This window comes from Planctomyces sp. SH-PL14 (assembly GCF_001610835.1).
Lineage (GTDB): Bacteria > Planctomycetota > Planctomycetia > Planctomycetales > Planctomycetaceae > Planctomyces_A.
In genome coordinates this window covers 3,498,527-3,520,231 of sequence record NZ_CP011270.1, presented here as the reverse complement: position 1 = coordinate 3,520,231, position 21,705 = coordinate 3,498,527, and the positions used below count along the sequence as shown (strand labels likewise).

Below are 21,705 nucleotides of genomic sequence, written 5' to 3'. Positions count from 1 at the left end.
GGAGTCTTCACTCAGCGGGCGGGCTGTTTCGCCAGCCAGGCGCAGGCTGCCTTCGGGAGTCCTTCGTGTCCGCCGTCGAAGATCGTGACGCGGGCGGCGTTTGAGCTCCGGCGGAGGAAGATCTTGCGGCCGTACGTGGCGTCCTCCGCTTCGTCCTGCGGTCCCGGCTTTGCCAGGCAGCCGTCCTTCCAGAGTTCGTCCATTTCGCCTTCGGGGATCTCGTTCGTGCCATGGGCCTTAGCCACGACGTTGAAGGCCCGCAGCGAATGCTGGAACGGGACCGACCCGGTCTTGCCGTCGGTCACGCCGGCATTGATGTCCAGCGGCAGCGCGCCGACGCGGTGCAGGACCGTGAGGGCCGACCGCTGTTTGTACTCGGCATCGACCGCCTCGCTCGCCCCCGGGCGGCCGCCGCAGCACTGGACGGTTTGCTTGGCGTAGTTGTCCGGCTGGCCGTTCTTGAAGTGGAACCGCTCCCACTCGGCGAGGTCGGAGATCGGGACCCAGGCGCTCGCGGCGGCGAACCGTTCCGGGTGATAGCCCGCCATCAGGAGGGTCATCATTCCCCCGCCCGACTCGCCGACGACATAGACCTGCTTGGGGTTCACGCGGTGGTTCTGGATCATCCAGTCGATGGCGTCGAGGATGTCCTGCCGGGCGATCGGGGAGCCGCACGCTTCGGGGTGATCGTTCTTCCCGCGGAAGTTCGGTTCGACGAACGCCCAGCCGCGGGTACCGGCCTCCTCGACGTACTTCGAGTGGTCCTGGTGGTAGTCGCCGCTCCAGCTGTGGAGGGAGACGAGGAGCGGGACGGTCGTTGTGGTCTGTCCGGGGGCGTAGTAGCGGATCGGCTGGGGCGTCTGGTCGACGGTGCTGACGACCTTCGCTTCCGTGAGAGGGATGACGACCGCTTGAGCCGTGTCCGGGAGGGCGATGGCTCCCAGGACCCCCAGCAGCCAGACCATTCCGATGCAGCACGCGCGGCTCATAAGCTCTCCTGTCCCGGATCCTGATGGGGCGAGTGTGATGAGATCGGTTGGGGAGGACCAGCGTCCCGCCGGGCCGCGCGGCTGTCGGAGTCGCGACGGGAGCGGCGGCCGATCCTCATCGAGAGGCAGCGGGCAGGAGGGCCCGGGCCACCGACTCCCGGACCCGGTCGTCCGGGTCTTTCTCCAGCTTCCGCAGCGCCGCCACGACCTCCGGCTGGCCGCCGCCGAGTGCCGCCAAAGCTTCGACCGCGAGGCGGCGGATTCCCGGCCGGCGATCCCGCAGGAGGTCGAGGAGCGTCGGGACCGCCCAGGCGGGAGGGGGCTGCCACGTGGTCAGCAGCACGATCACGCCGCCGTCTCCCGATCGGATCGCTTCGGTCAGTTCCTGCCGGGCGGGGCCGTTGTCGGGAGCGAGCGTCAGCAGGGCGAGGGCGGCCGCGCGGCGGACCGGGGTCTCCTTGTCCTTCGTTCCCGCTTCCAGGACCGGGATGGCGGTGGAGTCGCCGATCGCACCCAGCGCGCGGCAGCTCCAGCGGCGGACTTCCGCGGCAGGGTCTTCGGTCGACCGATGCAGAGCGGCGGTCAGGCGTGGATCGGTGAGCTTTCGCTCGGCGACCGCCTGGGCCGCTTTCTGTCGGACGGCGGCGTCCGTTGACTGGAGCTCGCGGAGCAGGCGGTCCGTCGTCCCCTCGCCGCAGCCGGTGAGAAGGAGCAGCGCGAGGCCGAGCACGCCGCATCGGACCGGCATCGATCGCAGGATGCGGCGGGTCATGGGACCGCCTCCGCGCCGATCTTTTCGGCGCCCCCCTTGGTCGTGATCGCCAGATAGACCGGGACGCCGATGTACTGCGAGATGAACCGGACGCTGCCGTCGGCGAAGAGGTGCATGCCGCCCCCCGCGTGCTGGCTGGAGGGGCCCCACAGGACCAGCGGATCGATGTACTCGAAGTACGGCGTGTAGTTGAGGGCCAGTTCCGGACCGGCGTAGAGAGGGGAGGCCGCGTCGTCGTACCGCATCGCCACGACCGACATCACTCCGCCGTCGGCCCACACGGCGTGGGCCTCCTCCCGCGACTCGACCACGATCAGCGTGTTCGACATCCCGTCCGTGACGTCCCTGGCCGAGGTCGAGGAGAGCGGGTAGAGGATCCCGTCCGGGACGTAGAGGCCCGTGTTCCCTCCGTAGATGATGCCGGCGGTCGTCGACCCCATGGCGAGGTAATTGGTGATCGCGTAGTCCGGGCCGAACCGGGTGTAGTCGTCGTCGCGGCTCACCTTGGAGCCGGAGTAGGAGGGGCAGCGGAAGACCGGGAGCTGGGCGGCGGCGGACTTGAGGTTGCTCGGGTGCAGGGCGGAGACGTTGAAATCCATGCCGTTGTAGACGCCGCCGGCGTCCTGGTAGGGGAGCGTGAACGCCACCCAGCTGTGGAGGTGGCGGCTCAGCGGGTTCATGATCCAGCCCCCCTGCTCGACGTCGCTCGTGCTCGAGGGGGGGAAGACCTGGTGGGTTCCCAGGTAGTTGTGCAGGGCGATGCCGTGCTGCTTGAGGTTGTTGCGGCACTGCGACTGCCGGGCGGCCTCGCGGGCCTGCTGGACGGCGGGGAGCAGTAGCGCCACCAGGATGGCGATGATGGCGATCGAGACGAGCAGCTCGATCAGCGTGAAGCCGGTCTGATTCCGTGACAGCGACATGGGGCCGGCTCCGTGCGGAGATCTCCTCAGGGAGATTGTCCGCGGCGGGGACGGAGCGTCAACGGGACGGGCGCGTTCTTCCGCCGGCACGTTTGGACGCGGCAGCGCGCGGACTACGGCCGGTCTCCGGCGGTCCGCAGCGGAGCGATCACCCGGGAGGCGTGCTGCCCGTTCACCAGCACCGTGTTCGTCGCCGTGACGGCGTCGGCCGGCATGTCGAGCGTCATCGGCTTTCCGGTGTTCGGATTCGGCTCGTAGAACGGGGCGCCGGTGCTGGCGACCGTCACCCGGATCCGATGGCCCGCCGCGAAGACCTGGCTCAGCCAGCCGACGTCGAAGGCAACCTTGGCCACCTTCCCCGGTTCGAAGAAGACCTCCTGCTCGTAGCCGTCGCGGTAGCGGCCCCGGCGGATGTAGTCGACGAGGAGGATCGACCGGCCGTCGGGGTAGACGTCCGAGACCCGGACGATGAAGTCCGTGTCGCGGGCCGTGGTCGTCACGAACAGCTCGGCCTTAACAAGGCCCGTCCACTCGACCGGCTGCGTGAGGACTTCGGTCGTGAAGGTCCGGACTTCGCCCTGCTCTTCAAAGGTTCGCGCGTCGGCCGCTCCCGGAAAGCCCCGCTTGTTGGGGATCTCCGCGGGGTGGAGCGGGTCGGCTTTGAAGGTCACCGCGGCGTCCGCCGATTCCGGGGAACGGGTCGTGAGGGTCTTGTCGGCGTGCAGGTAGTAGGGGGTGGCCGTCGCGCTCACGGGCCAGTCGCTCGTTTCCCGCCAGACGTTCCCCGGGGCGCCCGGCTCGCCGACCGCTCCCATGACGTAGTAGCGGACCGCGGGGTCGCGCTCGACCTGGTTGTCGCGGCCTTTCAGCCAGTAGTCGAACCAGCGGATCAGGTGCTGCTCGGCATCGAACTTCGCGTTGTCCGGAAACTGGAGCTCGCTGACTTTGCCGGTGTTCTTCCCCAGGTAGCCGCCGTGGAGCCAGGGGCCGATGAGGAGCTGCTGGCGGCCGCGGGAGCCCGGGCCGGCGCGGTGCTGGCGGCCGCGGTAGCTCTCGATCGAGCCGATGTTCATGAAGTCGAACCAGCTGCCGATCGTGAAGCAGGGGACGTCCATCTTGTCGATGTGGCGGGCGCAGTCCTCCTGCTGCCAGTAGTCGTCGTAGGTCGGGTGGCGGAGCCATTCGTCGAGGACGGCGAGGTTGTGGGCCGGTTCGCGGCAGACGGAACCCATGAGCTTGAACCGCTCGGGACGCCAGGCGCCGCCAATGCGGTAGCCTTCGTGAAACAGGCTGAGGCCGGTGTCGATCATGTACTGCGCCACGAGGTGCGGCGGCCGCGTCACGGCGAGAAAGTTCTGGGCGAAGCCCGCCTGGGAGCTGCCGAAGGTTCCGATCTTGCCCGTGGACCAGGGCTGTTTGGCGAGCCACTCGACGGAGTCGTAGCCGTCCTGGAGTTCGCCCCAGCCGAGGGCCCGATAGCCGACCCAGGTCCCTTCGGACTGGCCGGCCCCTCGAAAGTTCTCGGCACAGACGACCAAGCCGGCCCGGGCGAGGCGGGCGTAGGCTTCTCGTGTCCCTTTGCCGCGGAGGTCGGCGTAGCGCTGTTCGTAGAGGACGGGCCAGGGGCCTTCGCCGGCGGGAAAGTAGAGGTAGGCGGAGAGGCGGGTGCCGTCCCGCATCGGGAGGAGGGCGTGTTCCTCGCGGACGCCGCCGAGGTCGAGCGGTTCGTCGGCCGCCGGGGCGGGAGCAGGGGCGGTCGCGACGAAGAGAGAGAGGACGAGGCAGGCCAGCCCACACCACCAGCGTTGGTTCATTGAGGTCACTCCGGGAGACGACTTCGCGGGCGCGGGTGAAGGATAGGGGGCGGGCGGGGAAGTCTCACGCGTGCGGGGGAGGGGGAAGACTTGAGGCGGAAGGCGGAAGGTAGAGGGGCGGGTTGGGGGTTGATGCCCCGGCGGGAGTCTCGCTGGGTTGGCCCGCCTTGTTTCCGGCCGCGTTCTGAGCGGAACTCTTTTCGGATTCGCGAACCGTTGCTTTAGATTGGGGTCCAGGAGGCTGCTGCGGCGATCGGGGAGCGGAGGCTTCCTTGCGCGCCGGTCCCTGGACCGATCGAGAGAGACCCCGCGTATGGATGATGGAACCGGATCAATCCAGCTCGTTCCCCACACTCGTGAGGGGCTTCTGGCGATGGTCGCCGCGATGGATCCGGCGGATCGGGCCCAGGTTTCTCCCGACTGGCTGGCGCGGGTCCAGGCGACGGAGGTTCCCGATCCCTGGGTCTTTGGGTTTCAGGCGGTCCTGCGGGAGACCGGCGTGGCCGTTGGCACCGGAGGGTTCCGGACGCCCCCCACCGATGGGAGTGTCGAGATCGCTTACGGGATTGATGCCGAGTACCGGGGGCAGGGGTACGCGACCGAGACGGCCGCAGGGTTGACCCGCTTTGCCCTCGCGAGCGGGCGAGTGACGACTGTGTTCGCTCACACGCTGCCGGAGCCGAACGCTTCGACGCGGGTTTTGACGAAGTGCGGGTTTCGGAAGACCGGGGACGTGATCGATCCTGAGGATGGGCTGGTCTGGCGGTGGGAGTATGTGCCGGACGCTGTGGGGTGAGTCCGGGCGCGGGCTCTGTAGGGCGGGTGCCTGGATCTGGTGGGCACGGTGAAGGAGGATGTCGGGATCGGTGTTCCGGCGTCAGCAGGGGCAAGTCATGCTCGGTCGATCGAGGTCAAGCGGTGCCGCTTCGGCGCGAATGTCGCCGGCCCTGATCTTCTGCCTGTGCACGGTCTTTTTCTCGACCAAGATCGCGCGGGGGGCGGACCTGCCAAAACTGGCTGAGGTCATCTCGAAGATTGCGGCCAACGAGGCTTTGTTCAGCGACCTCGATCTGCGCGTCGACCGGCAGTACGACCTCGTGAAGCAAGACCCGACGCTTCGGGGAAGTCTCGTCCGCTCGCAGCAGACGACTGTCCGCTGCGTCTATCAGGAGGGGCTGATCTTCGCGTCCGCTCACACCACCGGGGTCACGGTGGACGGTACGCCAGTCCGGCACGTCCAGCTTGGCGGGTTCGATGGGACCGACACCCGCACCGTTTCCGACGGTCGGTCGAGCACGCGCGCCGGTTATCAGCCTTTTTTCGGGCAAGTTCTCCCACATACCGTTTTGTTCGGACGATCGGGGATCGGAAACTTCCGCCTCTCCAAACAGCTCGTCCAGGCGAAGACGCAACGTGGCAGCGACCTGAAGGTCATCGTCGATGGCACGGAAGCGATCGGCGATCTCGCCTGCGTACGGCTGCGATGCGACATGGCCCGGAGAGGGCGGCCAGAGAGCTATCGGCTTGTGTGGCTGGCGACCGATCGCAATTTCCTGCCGGTCAAGGTCGCAAGTTATGCCTTGAGCGACAGGGGGGCGTTTCTGGTGGAGGAGGCCGAGGCCCGCGAGTTGACCGAGGTCGAACCGGGGATCTGGTGCCCGAAGGCCTACGAGATCCGGGTCAACCAGCGGACCGCGGAGGGTGAGACGATCCTGTCCAACCGCACGACCGGCCGAGTGACCATGGCCGATCGGCATCCCATGTGTCCCATCAGCCTCTTTCGGGATCTGGAGACGCCGGGGGGAGCAGGTCTGCGCGAGGCTGATTTGCAGAACAAAGCTCGCGGAGCAGAGGAGTCCGAGACAACTCTTCCTGTGCCGGAGGTTGAATCGGGTCGCCCGTGAGGGGACGGCGTGGGGAACATGATCCAGGTGGGGCCGCGGGCGGATCCGGAGGGCGGTCGCGAGGGAACATTGGGACAGAGCACCGGGTCCAGGGCGGGCAGCCCTGGCCGCCGGAGGCGCTTCGATGAGGAACGGTTCAAGCCACGACTGGCGTCGTAGGCCGACAGGAGACCTCACAAGCGGGGGACTCATTCGTTTGCGGCCACGCCCTTGCGCAAAGCCTCCAGGGACGTGCCACCCGACCGGCAACGTTCGGTTGTGGGACTTCGCATCGCTACGACCACAGCTCCCGCCGCGGCCACGCTCTTTCGCAAAGCCCCCAGGGGCGTGCAGCTTGACCTCCCACATGGCCACACAAGACTGTGCCACCCTGACGACACAAGAAGCTCGGCAACGCTCGCCGGGGCGAGTGGCGATGGAATTTCCGCACAGCCCATTCTGCGTGGCCATCTCGATGTTGTTACACGTCCAACGGCGCCCCGGCCACCCTGCCGCAATTGACGTCAGAATCCAAACGGATAGCTGACAGCCAGATCTGGGCTGCATTTCTTGACAAACTCGTACCCCCAAGGGCTTAGCACGAGGTGAAAATTATCAGTAATATCAAGCAAATCGAGGGTTTCGAGGTGATCCAAATAGTCCTCGACCAGTTCGGGAGTGACGCCAGTTCGCTCGCAGAAACTCTTACGACCATTATTCCAATCGACTTGAATCCAGATCGGGTGAGGCTTTCGCCACGGGTTGTGCCCCGCGCCCTTGGGCCAAAGCTGGAGTGGCCCCTTGCTCGCAACATCTAGGAGAATTGCGGCCTCATCTCGACTCAACGATCGCAAGGTTTGCTCATATCGCGGAATGGGCACATTCGTGTCCTTGACGGCGGACTCAAGCAGTCCTGCCCATAGCTCCTGCAAGCTTTCTTCTTCTACGTTCCCGGCATCTTCTAGAAACGGCAACATGAAGCCCTTGGGCAACGCCTTCGGGGCAACTCCGCTCGCTTTCAAGCGTCGTTGCGCACGTTCGATGATCTGGAGCCTGTGGACCCACTTCCAATAGTAAATCTCATCCGCGAGCAATTCTCCGGCCACCTCACACGGCTTCCCCAAGAGCTTGGGTAACAGGTCCCTTGCCACGGGTGCGACGACGGTGATCAAGGCAGTAGTGGTAATGTCCATGCTTCCGGATCCACAGTGAGGAGGCAGCACACGGTCGTCTGCCTAAACGGGGCTCGAACTTGTTCAGATCTCAGTCTTCAGAGCGAAAAGCGCAATTTTTCGGGCGTGCGGCACACCCCGAGGACTGTACGGAAGGCGTGGCGAGAAGGGGCGGATTGCGTATGAAGCCGCCCGATCCAGCTTGCACCATCTCTGTGAGCGGACCGGGCTCGGTTCTCATTGCCCCGCTCGCGACGATGGGGAGGGGGGAGTACTCGCGTACCGGTCCGCGTCCGGACACTGGCTGTCTGCACAGCTCCTCATCGGAGCGCCTCCGGCGGGCAGGGACCTATGACCCACGACACACCCCTGCCCCCCCCAGCGGGCGATTGATGTTGGATTGCGCTCAGAACGCCCGTCCGCCGGGCGCGGTGTTTGAGCAAAGAGTAAGACGTGGCCCCGTCGTCACCGAAGCTCACGCGGGGACCATCGGGGCGATCTTCAAAAAGTTGCGGAGCAGATCGACGCCCGACGGCGAGAGAAAACTCTCGGGGTGGAACTGGACTCCGTGGACCGGGTAGTCGCGGTGGCGGACGCCCATGATCTCCGTGGGGTGGTCGGCGTCGCGGGTCCAGGCGCAGGCGATGAGCTCGGGTTGGAGCGTTTCTTCGGGGATGACGAGGCTGTGGTAGCGGGTCGCCTCGAAGGGGTTGGGGAGGCCGGCGAAGACGCCTTGGCCGTCGTGGTGGATCATCGACGTTTTGCCGTGCATCAGCCGCTTGGCCCGCAGGACCTGGGCGCCGTAGACCTCCCCCATGCACTGGTGGCCGAGACAGACACCCAGGACCGGGACGCCGAGGCGGCCGAAGTGCTCGATGACCTGCTTGGAGAGGCCCGCTTCCGACGGCGAGCAGGGGCCGGGGGAGATCACGATCCGCTCGGGGTTGAGGGCGGCGATTTCGTCGATGGTGATCTGGTCGTTGCGGGCGACCCGGATCTCCAGCGACGGATCGATCTCACCAAACCGCTGCACGAGGTTGTAGGTGAAGGAGTCGTAGTTATCGAGAACGAAGAGCATCGGTGGGGAAGTATCAGGTGGCAGGTATCAAGTGTCAGTCAGAAGGGACGGAATGCGGCCCTTCGATTGTTGTTCCGCGAGGGGCGTCCACTGGCCCCGGTCGAGTTGAGGGCGGAGCGTCAAGGGAAAAATCCCTCGCTGGCGCTTCGGGCTAGTGTGGGGCGGCGCGAGCGAGGGGGGGCTCGCTCGTTCCTGGTCCCTGGACCCTTGTCTCCCGTCCCTCGTCCGCCCGCTCACTTCCCCAGCTTCTTGCGGAGTTTGTCGAGCATCTTCTTGTCCTGGCGGACTTTCTTCTCTTCGAGCTCGAGGCCCTTGGACCAGGCCTTCGTGGCTTCTTCTTTCTTGTTGAGCTTGTCGTAGATGTCGCCGAGGTGGTCGTAGATCGTGGGATCCTGGCCGCGGGGCATCTCCGAGGCGGTGAGCAGCGGCTTGAGGGCCGCTTCGTAGTCGCCGATCTGATAGAGGACCCAGCCGAGCGTGTCGAGGTAGGCCGGGTTTTCCGGCTCCGCCTTGAGGGCCTTCTCGACCATCGCGCGGGACTTCTCAAGGTTCTTCCCCTGCTCGGACCAGAGGTAGGCGAGGTCGTTGTTGGCCTGCGTGTTGTCCGGGTCTTCCTTGAGGACCTCTTCCAGGACCTCTTCTCCCTTGGCCTTGTCCCCCTTCTGGGTGTAGGCGTTGGAGAGGCTGAACCGGGCGGAGTCCTTGGTCCGCTTGTCCCGGGCGAAGTCCTTGAGGACGGCGGTGTAGATCTTGATCGCCTCGTCCCATTGCTCCGAGTGGGAGAAGACCCACCCTTCCTGGAGCCGGACCTGCGGGTTGCGGGGCTCGTTCGCCTGGGCGTCGCGGATGACCCGGAGGGCTTCCTGGGTCTCGCCGCTGAACTCGTAGGCGAAGGAGAGGAAGTACTGGAAGGTCCAGCGCTCGTCCTTGAGGGCGTCCGACTCGTGCTTGAGGGCGCCGTTCAGGACGCGGATCGCTTCCTTGTAGTTCTCCTCGTCCATCAGGTGCTGGGCGAGCTCGCGGTAGAGGGCGCCCGGCGGGTCGTTCCGCATCGAGATCGCGAGCTCATAGAAGAAGATGGCGTCCGGCGTCCGCTTCGCGCCGGCGGTGATCCGGCCCAGGAGGTAGGCCTGGACGAAGTCGATCTTGGGGTCTTCGCCTTCCGACAGCTTGCGGCCGAGGGCGACGAGGCTGTCCATCGCCTCGACGTTTTTGCCGAGGTCCTCGATCTCCGACTTGAGCCGCATGGCGAGGCTCTTCATTTCCGGCTCGAGCTGGTTCAGCAGCTCTTCGGAATCGGACTGCGGGACGACGGCGTAGGCCTTGCTGACCGTTTCCAGCAGCTTCTCGGTGTTCTTCATCCCGGCGTAGACCGGGATCAGGCCGACGAGGGCCCGCGGGTCGCGGACGTCGGTCTGGCCTTCGGTGAACAGCGCTTCGGCCTTGGCGAACTCCTTGAGCTCGGCGTACTGCTCGGCGACGTAGTACCGCAGGCCGGGGTTCTGGGGATCCTTCTTGCGGAGGTCTTCCAGGCGGCTGAGGAACTCGTCGCTCCGCTTCAGCTCCTTGAGGAGTTCCTTGAGGAGGTCGTAGGCGGCGCGGCCTTTGTTCTGGAGCTGGGCGTTGAAGTACTCGTCGAGCTGCTTCAGCGCCTCTTCGGGTTTGCCGGTTTCGCGGAAGACGAGGGCGAGGTTGTAGCTGTGGACCGCCTTGGAGCCCTGGACGAGGTTGGAGGCGGCGGTGAAGGCCTCGACCGCGAGGTCGGGCTTCTTGGCGGCGAGGAAGACTTCGCCGAACTCCTCGAGCATCTTCCCCGGCTCTTTGAAGACCCGCTCCTTTTCGGTGGCGGAGAGCTTGTCCGGGGCCTTGTAGGCCTGGAAGACGACTTCGAACCGCTTGGCCGATTCCTCGAAGTTCTGCTTGCTGCGGTAGAGGGTCCCCAGGTCCCGCTGCATCGTGAGGTAGTCAGCGGTGCCGGGCTGGACGGTCTTGAGGGTCAGGCCCTTTTCCAGCAGCTCGATGGCGACTTCCGGCTGGCGGAGGTTGGCGCCGGCGAGGATCCAGACGAAGCGCAGGCCGCGGGGGTCGCGCTCGGCCGCTTCGAAGGCGTACTTCTTGGCTTCTTCGGGTTCGCCTTCGTCGTGCAGGTGGCCGATGAGGGGGCCGTAGACCAGGATGGCGCTGGGGTCGAGGGCGACCGCCTTCTTATAGCACTCGATCGCTTTGGCGATTTCGCGGCGGTGGGAGTGGACTTCTCCCGCCATGTACCAGGTGCGGGCGGTCCGGCGGGTGGCGTCTTCCGAGGTGGGCGGGGTGGCGGGCTGGAACGGCTCGGCGATGTCGTCAGTGACCTGGAGCCGGAATCCCTTGGGGGCGGGGGCGAGGTCGTCGACCTGCATGGGCGGGGGGGCGTCTCCCGGCTTGAGTGCGGCCGCGGCGAGCGACGTCGCCGTCAGGAGGGAGAGGGAGAGCGTGAACCCGAAGCGTCGCGGACAAGTCATCCAACACCTCTTATGCCTTACGGCGTCTGCGCCGGTCCGCGTCCGAGCGGAGGCCGGGGGTTCAAGGGTATCAGTCGGGGGCGAAGTTGTGCAGGTCCAGCGTCCTGCTGGACCGGGTGGCCGTGGCACGATGGGTTTGAGGGAGCAGTACCCGTCCGGCGAGGGTGGTGTTTAAACGAAGGGGAGTGGCACTTGGCCGACGTGACTCTTTCACCGGGTCCAGGGGCACCCTGGTGGGGAGTGCAGAGGGGCCTGTGTTGTTTTTCTGGCCCTTTGCCCGCCGGAGGCCTGGCCGTCGAGAGACGTCTGAAGGAGTGAGTGTCCAGGCGCGGACACGGTGCCGGATGCCCCTCACCAACCCGCGGGGATTGCAGGGCGAGTGGGGAGTTCTCAACGCCGGTTCCACAAAGGGGACGTCCGTTGTTCACCACGGTTCCTCACAGGAGTGCCTCCGGCGGCAAGGGGTCGAAACCCCTTGACCCCGGCTGCCGTCGCACAATGGATTTGAGCTATCGAGCCGCGCCGGCCAGGAAGCGATTCCCGCTTCCGTGAGCCCGCCGCCTGCCTGGCAAGCAGCATCTCCATGGAAATCCTCAGGTTCCGGTCACCGAGAAAGCCGTTCGCGATTTCTTAACAATCGGCCGGTCTACTCCTTAACATTACGCCCATAGCGTCCTCGCGACTTCATTCCCGAGACGCCTGCTGGAGAGATTGATGATTCGCAATTCCTTGTTCCGCCGCCTCTTCGCGCTCTCGCTGTGCGGCTTCCTCGTCGGCTGCGAGACACAGACCGCCCCCGCCCCCAAGCCGGCGGGTTCGGAGCCCTCCGCCGCCTCGCCGATGACCCCCGCCGCTCCGGCCGCCGGAGCCCCCGCCCCTTCCAATGAGAAGCTGACGGGCGAAATCGTCATCGACGGCTCCTCCACCGTCGCCCCGATCACGACCGCGGTCGCCGAAAAGTTCAGCGAGATCCAGCCGGGCGTCCGCGTCCCGGTCGGAACCGCCGGCACCGGCGGCGGTTACAAGAAGTTCATCGAAGGGGCGACGGAGATCAACGACGCCTCCCGGCCGATCTCCGAGTCCGAAAAGGCTCAGTGCAAGGAAAAGGGGATCGAGTACCTCGAGATCAAGGTGGGGATCGATGGCCTGTCGGTCGTCGTCAACCCGGCCAACGACTGGTGCAAGGCGATCACGACTGAACAGCTCAAGAAGCTGTGGGAGACCGGCAGCACCGTCAAGAAGTGGAACGAACTCGATCCCGCGTGGCCGGACGCTGAAATCAAGCTCTTCGGACCCGGGACCGACTCCGGTACGTTCGACACCTTCACGGAAGTGATCTGCGGCAAGGTCGGCAACAGCCGGACCGACTACCAGCCGAGCGAAGACGACAACTTCCTGGTCCAGGGAGTCGCCGGCGACAAGAACGCCCTCGGCTACTTCGGCTACGCCTACTTCGTCGAGAACAAGGACAAGGTCAAGGCGGTCGCGGTTGCCAAGGGAAGCGACGCGGCGGCCGCGGTCGAGCCGACCGACGCCAACATCGAGAGCGGCAAGTACAGCCCGCTCTCCCGCTCGCTCTTCCTGTGCATCAACAAGAAGGCGCTGGCCAAGAAGGAAGTCGCCGCCTTCCTGCGGTACTACTTCTCCGAAGCGGGCCAGAAGCTCGTCTCGGAAGTCGGTTACGTCCGGTTGCCGAAGGCCGAACTCGACGGCGTCGTGAAGACGCTCGAAGAGGCCCTCAAGGCGGCCGGGAACTGAGTTGTGTGGGAATGGCATGGGAGGGACCGGGCGGTCCCTCCGCGTGCTGGCGAGGAGCGGACTCTCCTCCTGGGCGAGTGAGCGGCCCTGACCGAAGGTGTGCGGGGGAGGGAGATCCCCCGGTCGATCGGGACGGCCGTTCCTGGAGTTCCACCGAGTCGCGTCGACTCACTGGATCTGTTTCCCCCCTCCCTTCCCCCGAGTTGCCGGCATCCGCGTTCGCATGGCCGATTCGTCCTCTCCTCCCGCGTCCGCGCCTCCCTCCCGGTCGATCCTCCGGCAGGATGCCCCGTTTGCGACGCGCCTCGAGCGGTTCAAGGAGCGGGTGATCGAGATCGGCCTGATCCTCTGTGCGTCGATCAGCATCGCCGTCACGGTGGGGATCGTGGCGGTCCTCCTGAACGAGACCGTCATCCCGTACTTCGGCCAGGAGAACGGCGGGCACTTCACCCGCAAGTCGTTCTTCCAGATCGTCTCGCCGAAGGAGTTCTTCACCGAGACCCGCTGGACGCCGCAGTTCGCCGACAAGCACTTCGGCGTGCTGCCGCTCATCCGGGCGACCTTCATGGTGGCGGGGATCGCGGCGATGTTCGGGCTCCCCTTCGGGATCCTGAGCGCGGTCTATCTCAGCGAGTACTCCACGCCGCGGATGCGGGACATTGTCAAGCCGATCCTCGAGATGCTGGCCGGCATTCCGACGGTGGTCTACGGGTACTTTGCCCTCAAGTTCGTGACGCCGGTCCTGCTCAAGCCGTTCTTCGGGGGCCTCCTGGGGATGGATGTGGAGCAGTTCAACGCCATGAGCGGCGGGATCGTGGTCGGCATCATGATCATGCCGATGGTCTGCTCCCTGACCGAAGACGCCCTCCGCGCCGTCCCCAAGAGCCTCCGCGAGGCGGGCTACGCGCTGGGAGCGACGAAATATGACGTCTCGACGAAGGTCGTCGTTCCGGCCGCCTTCTCCGGGATCGTAGCCGCCTTCCTCTTGGCGATCTCGCGGGCCATTGGCGAGACGATGGCCGTGGCGATCGCCTGCGGGAACGGGACCGAGATGGGGCTCAACCCCCTCAAGAGCATGCAGACGATGACCGCCTTCGTGGTCAACCTGAGCCTCGGCGAGGCGTCGTCCGGGACGGTGGAATACAAGAGCCTGTTCGCCGTGGCCCTGACGCTGTTCTGCATCACGCTGACGATGAACCTCATCTCGCAGCGGGTCATGCGGAAGTACCGGGAGGTCTACCATTGAACGCGGCCTCTCCTTCTTCGCCGACTCCCTCCTCCTCCCCCTCGCGGGCGGCTTTGCCGCCTGTGATGACGACCGCGGTGCCGTCGGCTGCCGTGCCTGAGTGGGCGCGCGTCCGTCGCCAGGTCCGGCCGATCGAGCGGATGTTCACCGTGGCGTGCGTCATCGCCACCTGGTCGAGCTTCGCGTTCCTGATCGTGATCGTCGGGGCCATCGTCCACATGGCGTGGGGCTGGCTCGACTGGCAGCTCCTGACGAGCTACGACTCCGCGCTCGATCCCAAGAAGGCGGGCATCATCGCGGGGCTGTGGGGGACCGGCTGGACGATCCTCCTGACCTTCCTGTTTGCCATCCCGATGGGGATCGGGGCAGGGGTCTACCTGGAAGAGTACGGGTCGAACTCCCGGCTGGCCCGGCTGATCCAGATCAACATCGCCAACCTGGCGGGGGTGCCGTCGGTCGTGTTCGGCATTCTGGGACTCTCGGTCTTCGCCCGGATGTTCGGGGTCTTCGAACAGGGAGGTCTCATCGACCGCTGGACGGGACACCATGTCACGGGCGTGAAGCTCATCGGGATCGAGATCCCGCTGCCGTTCGGCCGCTGCGTCCTGACCGGCTCGCTGACGATGGCGCTCCTGGTCCTGCCCGTGATCATCGTCGCCACGCAGGAAGCGCTGCGGGCGGTCCCGAAGTCGCTCCGGGAGTCGTCGCTGGCCCTCGGCGCGACGAAGTGGCAGACGATCCGGCATCAGATCCTTCCGGCCGGACTCCCCGGCATCCTGACCGGGGTGATCCTGGCGATGTCCCGGGCGATCGGCGAAACCGCTCCCCTGATCCTGATCGGGGCGGCGACGTTCGTCCGCTTCTCGCCCGGGAATATCGACGGCTTTGCGGCGATCCGGGACAATCCGGCCGGGCTGCTCAAGGCGCCGTTCGACAAGTACACCGTCCTGCCGATCCAGATTTTCAACTGGGTCCGCCAGTCCAAGCCGGAGTTCGGCAACGTGGCGGCCGCGGCGATCATCGTCCTGCTGCTGATGCTGGTCGTCCTGAACGGAGTGGCGATTTTCATCCGGTACCGCTTCCAGCGCCACACCCGCTGGTAATCGGTTCCCTCCCGTGCGAACGTCCATCGCCGGCGACCTTCCAACCTGAACACCCTGAGCCGCACCCCCCGCGTCCCCTTCGCCTTGACGTAAGACATGGCCAATTCCTTCCAGAGCGTCCTCAAGAATCGTTCCGACGAACGGGACGGGACGCATCGCGGCATCAAGTTCGAGGCCCGGGACCTCAACTTCTACTACGGGGCCAGCCAGGCGCTGTTCAACATTTCCGTGCAGGTCCCCGAGCGGTCCGTCACGGCGCTCATCGGGCCGTCGGGCTGCGGGAAGAGCACGTTCCTCCGGACGCTGAACCGGATGAACGACATCATCGAAGGGACCCGCCACACCGGCGAGATCATCCTCGAAGGGGTCAACATCTACGCTCCGGAGATCGACGTGGTGTCGCTCCGCAAGCGGGTCGGGATGGTCTTCCAGAAGTCGACGCCGTTCCCGAAGTCGATCTTCGACAACGTCGCCTACGGGCCGCGGATCGCCGGCGAGAAGGACCGCCGCAAGCTGGCCGAGATCGTCGAGTCGAGCCTCAAGCGGGCCGCCCTCTGGAACGAAGTCAGCAACCGTCTCAACCACTCCGCGATGGCCCTCTCGGGGGGACAGCAGCAGCGGCTGTGCATCGCCCGGGCGCTCGCCACGAGTCCCGACGTCCTGCTGATGGACGAGCCGGCGTCGGCCCTCGACCCCGCCTCGACGTCGCGGATCGAGGACCTGATCTTCGACCTCAAGAAGAACTACACGATCGTGATCGTGACGCACAACATGCAGCAGGCGGCCCGGGTCAGCGACATGACCGCCTTCTTCTACCAGGGGAAGCTCGTCGAGATGGGGGACACGCAGCAGATGTTCACGAATCCCTCCGACAAGCAGACGGAAGACTATATCACGGGCCGATTTGGATGATTCGGCGCCGCGTCCGGGACGGACGCGGAAGGGCCGCAGGATTCCTGCCGGTGGTCTTTGCGGCCCATTAACTGAGTGTTCACAATGGATTGTTAAGGTCTCCCCGCACTCGGGGACCAACGCCGGCTGAAGTCACGTTTGGATGACTGCCGGTTGACAGGAGTTCCCGAATGTCTGCCCACCTGCAAACCGACCTCGAAGCCCTCCACAAAGACCTGTTGTCGATGTGCGCGAGGGTGGAGGACATGATCCACCGGGCGGTGGCTCAGCTGTCCAAGCCGGCGGTCGAAGAAGCCCGCGAGCTGACGGCTCAGGATACGGACATCGATCGGTGGGACGTTCGGATCGAAGACAACTGCCTGAAGCTGCTCGCCCTGCACCAGCCGGTGGCGATCGACCTCCGGCGGATTGCGGCGGTGCTCAAGATTTCGGGTGAGCTCGAACGCGTGGCGGACCTGGCGGTCAACATCGCGGAACGGGCGATCGGACTTCTCGACGCCCCCGAAGTCGTCGTCCCGGACGCCCTGATGACGATGGCCGGACAGGCGGTCGACATGCTGCACCGGAGCATCGACTGTTACGTCGAGCTGGACAGCGTGAACGCCCGCCAGGTGTGTAACGAAGACGATCTGGTCGATGAGATGAACGCCCAGCTCCTGGCGGACCTGATCGGCCAGATGCACCGGCATCCGGATCGGCTCGACGCCCTGTTGCACCTGTTCTCGGCGGTGCGGCAGGTGGAACGCGTGGCGGACCACGCCACAAACATCGCCGAGGACGTGGTCTACCTTGTCGAGGGGAAGATCATCCGTCACTGGAAGAAGCTCGAGCGAATCGAATCGTCGGGACCATGACCAAACCCCGCATCCTGGTTGTTGATGACGAGCCGGCCATTGTGGATGTCCTCGTCTACAACCTGCTCAAGGAAAACTTTGACGTCACCACCGCTTCCGACGGCCGCGAAGCCGTCCAGAAGTGCCAGACCGCCATCCCCGACCTGGTCATTCTCGACCTGATGCTTCCCGGCCTCGATGGCCTGCAGGTCTGCCGCCGGCTCCGCAGCGATCCCCGGACGAAGGAAGTCCGGGTGATGATGCTCACCGCCAAAGGCGACGAGACCGACGAGATCGTCGGCTTCAACATGGGGGCGGACGACTACGTGGCAAAACCCTTCCGGGTGAAGCCGCTGATCGAGCGGGTGAAGGCTCTTCTTCGCCGCAAGGGGTCGGATGAGCCGGCCGAAGTGCTTGTGGTCGACAACGTCGAAATCGACAAGACGAACCACGTGGTCCGGATCAGCGGCAACGAACTGATGCTGACGCCGACGGAGTTCCGGCTCTTGTGGACGCTGGCCCGTCAGCCGGGGCGGACGTTCAACCGGAATGAACTCCTGGACTGCTGCCGGGGTGAAGACGCGAACTCGATGGAGCGGACGATCGACGTTCACATCCGGGCGCTGCGGAAGAAGCTGGAAGGTCAGGCGGATCTGATCGAGACGGTTCGCGGGATCGGGTATCGGTGCAAACCGACGCGGGCGTGACTTATTGGCGCTCCGGCGAGCGGGGGGCGTCAGCCCCCTGATCCTCGCGCGGAGTATGTTCTTCTTCCGCGGACCGGGGAGTCCTTGCTTGGGCGCCCTGACAGCGTCAATGTGGACCGGACGCGGCGCTTTGCAGTGAAGCGTCGTGATCAGGGGGCTGACGCCCCCCGCTCGCCATGTCTGTGACGTCCGATGTTCGAACTGAGCGACACTCTTTCCCGTCTGACCAAGCCTGAGCTGTACCGGCACCTTGCCGAGAGTCTGACGGTGCTCGTGGCTTCGGAGCGGGATCCGATCGCCAATAGCGCCAATGCGGCGGCGCTGCTGTTTCATTCGCTGTCCGATATCAATTGGGCGGGGGTCTATTTTCTCCGCGGCGGTCTTCAGCAGGATGGCGAGCTGGTTCTGGGGCCGTTTCAGGGGAAGCCGGCTTGCGTCCGGATTGCGCTTGATCGAGGGGTGTGCGGGGCGGCGGCTTCGCGTCGTGAGACGCTGGTGGTGCCGGACGTTCATGCCTTTCCGGGACACATTGCCTGTGACTCGGCTTCGAATTCGGAGATCGTGGTCCCGCTGATCCACGAGGGGCGGTTGATCGGCGTTCTGGATATCGACAGCCCGCGGCTGGGGCGGTTTGATCAGGAGGATGCCGCGGGGCTGGAGCGGCTGGGGGCGATCCTGCTGGCGGCGAGCAATCTCGACGCGTTGCGGTAAGCTGTGCGGCGAGACGCTCGGCGAGAGTCGGAGGCGTCTCGCTCCGGTGTCTGCGACGCAGTCGGACCGGAGGCCCCCTCTATGGAACTGGAGACTTCGCGATGATTGGTCGCCGGATGGCTTCGTGTGTTGTCGCTTTGCTGACCCTGGCCGGTACCGCCCGGGCTGAGCAGTTCGTGCTCTTCGACACGACGTTCACCTACACGAAGGAAGATGCCGACAACTCGAAGCCGAGCAAGTCGCACTACTACGTGAAAGAGGGGATGCTCAATCCGGATCGGCCGAAGAACTGGGTCTCGCCGGTCGACTACCGGAATGGGACGGTGCATATCCGGACGGAAGTGCTTGAGAAGCCGGCTGGGGGGGAGCCGACGACGTGGTCGCTGTGCTACATCCCCAACAAAGGTCAGAAGAACGGGTACGGGTGCACGGGGACAGTGGTTTACAAGGAGAAGGGGGTTTACGAGCAGGACATCTCGATGAAGGCGTTCTGGGAGAACGACTCGATCCTTTGGGATCAGGGGATCAAGCAGATGGACCTGGTGATCAAGGACAACAGTGGTGGGGCGGGTCATGCTCACAAGCGGGCGGACCATGAGAAGTTCTTTCCGACGAAGGTGCGGATCACGATGATCCAGGTGTCGGCGGGGTCGAAGTATGATCCGTCGTTGCTTCCGAAGCCTTCGGCGTCGTTGGACGATTGATCGCAATACTCTGAGCACGGGGCGCAGTGCGTCTCTCGGCTGTCGGCGGCGGGTCCGAAGTCGACTGACAAGAACCGGGTCCAGGGGCACCCTGGTCAGGGAGTGCAGAGGGGAGAATCCCCTTTGCCCGCCGGAGGCCTGGCCTGTCGAGAGATGTCTGAAGGAGAGCGTGTCCAAGCGCGGACGCCGTGCCGTATGCCCCCCTCACCAACCCGCGGGGATTGCAACGCAAGCTGTCTGATGTGAGGGAGTCTTCAACGCTGGTCCCACAAAGCGGACGTCCGTTGTGCCCCACGGTTCCTCATGGAAGTGCCTCCGGCGGCAAGGGGTTGCCCCCTTGACCCCGGCTGCCGTGGCACATTGGGTTTGAGCTATGGGAGCTGTGCCGGCGGGAGGATCAGTCCTGCGGCGGCTTCGGCATGGGGCGGTCAGCGCAGGGATGCTGGAACGGCGGCTTGCCGCCGCGCCACTCCCCCTTCGCCTCGTGATTGAGCTTGGCATACTCCTCGGCCAGCTCGATCACGGCGTCGTCACTCTTATCGACGTGCAGGGAAAACCAGTCGGCACCGTCGGGCCCCGCGGCTCCAGTCTTCGCGACGCGGATGCCCGCCGCGAGACGGCCGCGGTGGTCCCCTCCGGCACAGTCGGCGGCAATCAGCGCCGCCATCAGCCGGTCGGCGAGGCTCCCCTGCGTCTCCTCGTAGGCGGCCGCCATCGCGACGACGACCTTCCTGCCGGTGAGCGTGTTCCCCTGGCAGCAGTAGTACCGGCCGGTCATCGCCGCCCAGTAGCGGCTCGACTCGGGTGCTGCGGTGGGGTTATGGACCGCGGCCCGGCCCTGCATGTCCATGATCGCGAGCTGCCGGAGCTCGGCGTCGGGATCGTCCTTCAGCAGTTCCGTCAGGACGTTCTCCGGCTTCCGTCCCTCGGCCAGCAGGTCGAGCGCGGGCTCGCCCCACTTGGGAACGTGATAGTGCTGCGTGCAGAAGACGCCGACACCGGGCCGGACATACGGGACAACCTTGCCGACGGCGGGGTACTTGCTCGCCACCGCCGCGCCGCAGATCCCCGCCTCCGGATCGACGGCGATGATCGAGAAGGTGGCCGTGATCTCCTGCGGCTGCTCGTCCAGAATGAGTGCCATTGGCGGGTCCGCAGCGGCGGCGCCGGTGAGGCATAGGAGAAACGCCAACGGGAAGACGCGATCGACTGGCCTCATGCGCGACACCTTGGGAGAGCGGACGTCGGACGGCGAGCGAGACGGTGACGGCAGTGTAGCGTGGCCGTCGGGCTCACTATCTACCGAGCCGGTGGGTCCAGACGCCTTTCTTTGCGCTCAGCTGACGGGACCGGTTGCGACATCCACCGCCGCGGCTCGGCTGGAGCCTCGCCCTCCCGGGGTCCTCTCCGTGTTCTCTGTGCCTCTGTGTTTCCTTCCTCCGAAAGAGCCGGAGGAGTTTGAAACACAGAGGCACAGAGGACGCAGAGAAGAGAAGCGGCTGGCGGATGATGGCTCGTGGGGGGATCAGTCGCAGAGCCAGCGCATCGCGGATTCGATGCCGATCCGCTCGTCCGGGCCGAGCCAGCGGAGGAGGGCGTAGCAGAGTCCCAGGAACAGCACCGCCAGGGCCATGGAGGCGGGGAACGACATCGCCTTCATCCAGTACTCGGTCGGGTCGTCACTCACTGTCGCGCCGTAGATCCACAGCGGCCACAAGTGGACCAGGTGGTGCAGGACGTAGATCGTCAGTGAGTAGCGGCTGAAGGTTTTGGCGATCGTCAGGAAGCTCGATCGTTGCGAGGTTTCTTCACCCCGGTCGAGCATGAGATGTGTCACCGCCAGGAGCAGGAGCGCCATCCCGATCGTCATGACGACGTACTCCAGCGAGGGGGGATACATCCGCCAGCCCGCCAGGAGCGTTGTGGTGGCCGGGACGAACGCCCGCACGGCCAGGACCGCTGCCGAGAGAGCCATCAGTCCGCCGCCGGCCAGTGCGACGGGGAGTGAGCGTTCCTTCGAGGCGACCGAGCCCGAGAAGACGCCGGCGGCGGTCACGTAGCCGATCAGCGAGTAAGCGATCCAGGGGAACAGTGGAAAATAGCCGGCGACGAGGAAGCCGGTCAGGAGATCGGAGAGCGTGAAGTCGTACTCGTAGTACTTGCTCACCCAGTACGACGGGTAGTCGACGAGTTGTTGCAGGATGGGGCTGATTCCGATCGCGACAGCCGCGATCAGGACCGGGATGATCGGCGGGAGGCGGCGGGCGACGTTCAGGATCAGGAGCGCCGTCCCGATGAAGGTCAGGACGTCCCAGATGAACGTGTCCTCGGGCAACCAGACCAGGATGTTGAAGACGAAGCCGGTCCCGATCACGAACAGGCCGCGGCGGATCGTGGTCTTCGAGATCTCAAGGTCGCTCTTGCCGCGGGCGACCTGGCCCGCCACCCATAGCCGGTAGCTGACGCCGGAGAGAAAGACGAACAGCGGCGCCCCGAGCCCCGCGATCGGCAGGAGCGTGCCGGAGAGGTTCTCCGAAAAGTGGACGAAGACCATCACGAAGATGGCGAGCGTCCGCAGGACATCGATCGACGGATAGCGCAT

The 21,705-nt window shown here is 65.5% G+C and carries 19 protein-coding genes; 10 read left to right on the top strand and 9 right to left on the bottom strand.

The genetic code is table 11. The annotated features are described in order from the left end of the window. Window positions 1-11 precede the first annotated feature (11 nt). The 4 genes from VT03_RS13730 to VT03_RS13715 all read right to left on the bottom strand — a co-directional run bounded on the left by VT03_RS13730 (window position 12) and on the right by VT03_RS13715 (window position 4,495). Window positions 12-989, bottom strand: coding sequence for an alpha/beta hydrolase family protein (locus VT03_RS13730; protein ID WP_075093499.1), 978 nt, complete (start codon window positions 987-989; stop codon window positions 12-14). A 115-nt stretch (window positions 990-1,104) separates the two neighbouring features. Continuing rightward, the gene (locus VT03_RS13725; RefSeq protein ID WP_075093498.1) at window positions 1,105-1,761 is read right to left on the bottom strand and encodes a HEAT repeat domain-containing protein; all 657 of its coding nucleotides are present in this window, start codon (window positions 1,759-1,761) and stop codon (window positions 1,105-1,107) included. Further along, window positions 1,758-2,681, bottom strand: a complete 924-nt coding sequence (locus VT03_RS13720; RefSeq protein WP_075093497.1) for a DUF1559 domain-containing protein — start codon at window positions 2,679-2,681, stop codon at window positions 1,758-1,760. The genes VT03_RS13725 and VT03_RS13720 overlap by 4 nt, the downstream gene beginning before the upstream one ends. A gap of 113 nt (window positions 2,682-2,794) precedes the next feature. After that, the gene (locus VT03_RS13715) at window positions 2,795-4,495 is read right to left on the bottom strand and encodes a CocE/NonD family hydrolase (RefSeq protein WP_082846188.1); all 1,701 of its coding nucleotides are present in this window, start codon (window positions 4,493-4,495) and stop codon (window positions 2,795-2,797) included. A gap of 313 nt (window positions 4,496-4,808) precedes the next feature. On the opposite strand from VT03_RS13715, the gene VT03_RS13710 reads away from it, so the two are divergent. Both VT03_RS13710 and VT03_RS13705 read left to right on the top strand, forming a co-directional pair. Beyond that, window positions 4,809-5,291 carry a GNAT family N-acetyltransferase gene (locus VT03_RS13710; protein ID WP_075093496.1) on the top strand — a complete coding sequence of 161 codons (483 nt, stop codon included), beginning with the start codon at window positions 4,809-4,811 and terminating at the stop codon, window positions 5,289-5,291. A gap of 139 nt (window positions 5,292-5,430) precedes the next feature. After that, complete coding sequence (locus VT03_RS13705) at window positions 5,431-6,399, top strand: hypothetical protein (RefSeq protein WP_075093495.1); 969 nt, start codon at window positions 5,431-5,433, stop codon at window positions 6,397-6,399. Between the two features lie 503 nt (window positions 6,400-6,902). Here the strand turns inward: VT03_RS13705 and VT03_RS13700 are convergent. The 3 genes from VT03_RS13700 to VT03_RS13690 form a co-directional block, all read right to left on the bottom strand. Then, entirely contained in the window at window positions 6,903-7,571 is a 669-nt protein-coding gene (locus tag VT03_RS13700) for a hypothetical protein (protein ID WP_075093494.1), read from the bottom strand. A 454-nt stretch (window positions 7,572-8,025) separates the two neighbouring features. Further along, on the bottom strand, window positions 8,026-8,628 hold the full coding sequence (locus VT03_RS13695) for an anthranilate synthase component II (protein ID WP_075093493.1): 603 nt from the start codon (window positions 8,626-8,628) through the stop codon (window positions 8,026-8,028). Between the two features lie 233 nt (window positions 8,629-8,861). Beyond that, a complete protein-coding gene (locus tag VT03_RS13690; RefSeq protein WP_075093492.1) occupies window positions 8,862-11,129 on the bottom strand; it encodes a tetratricopeptide repeat protein in 2,268 nt (755 codons plus the stop codon). A gap of 714 nt (window positions 11,130-11,843) precedes the next feature. On the opposite strand from VT03_RS13690, the gene VT03_RS13685 reads away from it, so the two are divergent. The 8 genes from VT03_RS13685 to VT03_RS13650 all read left to right on the top strand — a co-directional run bounded on the left by VT03_RS13685 (window position 11,844) and on the right by VT03_RS13650 (window position 19,103). Continuing rightward, entirely contained in the window at window positions 11,844-12,887 is a 1,044-nt protein-coding gene (locus VT03_RS13685; protein ID WP_082846187.1) for a PstS family phosphate ABC transporter substrate-binding protein, read from the top strand. A 223-nt stretch (window positions 12,888-13,110) separates the two neighbouring features. Further along, a complete protein-coding gene (gene pstC, locus VT03_RS13680) occupies window positions 13,111-14,133 on the top strand; it encodes a phosphate ABC transporter permease subunit PstC (RefSeq protein WP_082846186.1) in 1,023 nt (340 codons plus the stop codon). Window positions 14,134-14,225: 92 nt separating this feature from the next. Beyond that, on the top strand, window positions 14,226-15,236 hold the full coding sequence (locus tag VT03_RS13675) for a PstA family ABC transporter permease (protein WP_231870656.1): 1,011 nt from the start codon (window positions 14,226-14,228) through the stop codon (window positions 15,234-15,236). A gap of 96 nt (window positions 15,237-15,332) precedes the next feature. Beyond that, window positions 15,333-16,148, top strand: a complete 816-nt coding sequence (gene pstB / locus VT03_RS13670; RefSeq protein WP_075093491.1) for a phosphate ABC transporter ATP-binding protein PstB — start codon at window positions 15,333-15,335, stop codon at window positions 16,146-16,148. Between the two features lie 170 nt (window positions 16,149-16,318). Beyond that, complete coding sequence (gene phoU / locus VT03_RS13665; RefSeq protein WP_075093490.1) at window positions 16,319-17,002, top strand: phosphate signaling complex protein PhoU; 684 nt, start codon at window positions 16,319-16,321, stop codon at window positions 17,000-17,002. Continuing rightward, window positions 16,999-17,688, top strand: coding sequence for a response regulator (locus VT03_RS13660; protein ID WP_075093489.1), 690 nt, complete (start codon window positions 16,999-17,001; stop codon window positions 17,686-17,688). The genes phoU and VT03_RS13660 overlap by 4 nt, the downstream gene beginning before the upstream one ends. Before the next feature lie 192 nt (window positions 17,689-17,880). Beyond that, window positions 17,881-18,399, top strand: a complete 519-nt coding sequence (locus VT03_RS13655; protein ID WP_075093488.1) for a GAF domain-containing protein — start codon at window positions 17,881-17,883, stop codon at window positions 18,397-18,399. A gap of 101 nt (window positions 18,400-18,500) precedes the next feature. After that, window positions 18,501-19,103 (top strand): hypothetical protein, encoded by a 603-nt coding sequence (locus VT03_RS13650; protein ID WP_075093487.1) that lies wholly within the window; start codon window positions 18,501-18,503, stop codon window positions 19,101-19,103. 397 nt (window positions 19,104-19,500) lie between these two features. On the opposite strand, the gene VT03_RS13645 is transcribed toward VT03_RS13650, so the two are convergent. Together VT03_RS13645 and VT03_RS13640 are read right to left on the bottom strand one after the other, a co-directional pair. Next, a complete protein-coding gene (locus tag VT03_RS13645; protein WP_075093486.1) occupies window positions 19,501-20,247 on the bottom strand; it encodes a DUF1028 domain-containing protein in 747 nt (248 codons plus the stop codon). Between the two features lie 381 nt (window positions 20,248-20,628). Beyond that, on the bottom strand, window positions 20,629-21,705 hold the full coding sequence (locus VT03_RS13640; RefSeq protein ID WP_075093485.1) for a heparan-alpha-glucosaminide N-acetyltransferase domain-containing protein: 1,077 nt from the start codon (window positions 21,703-21,705) through the stop codon (window positions 20,629-20,631).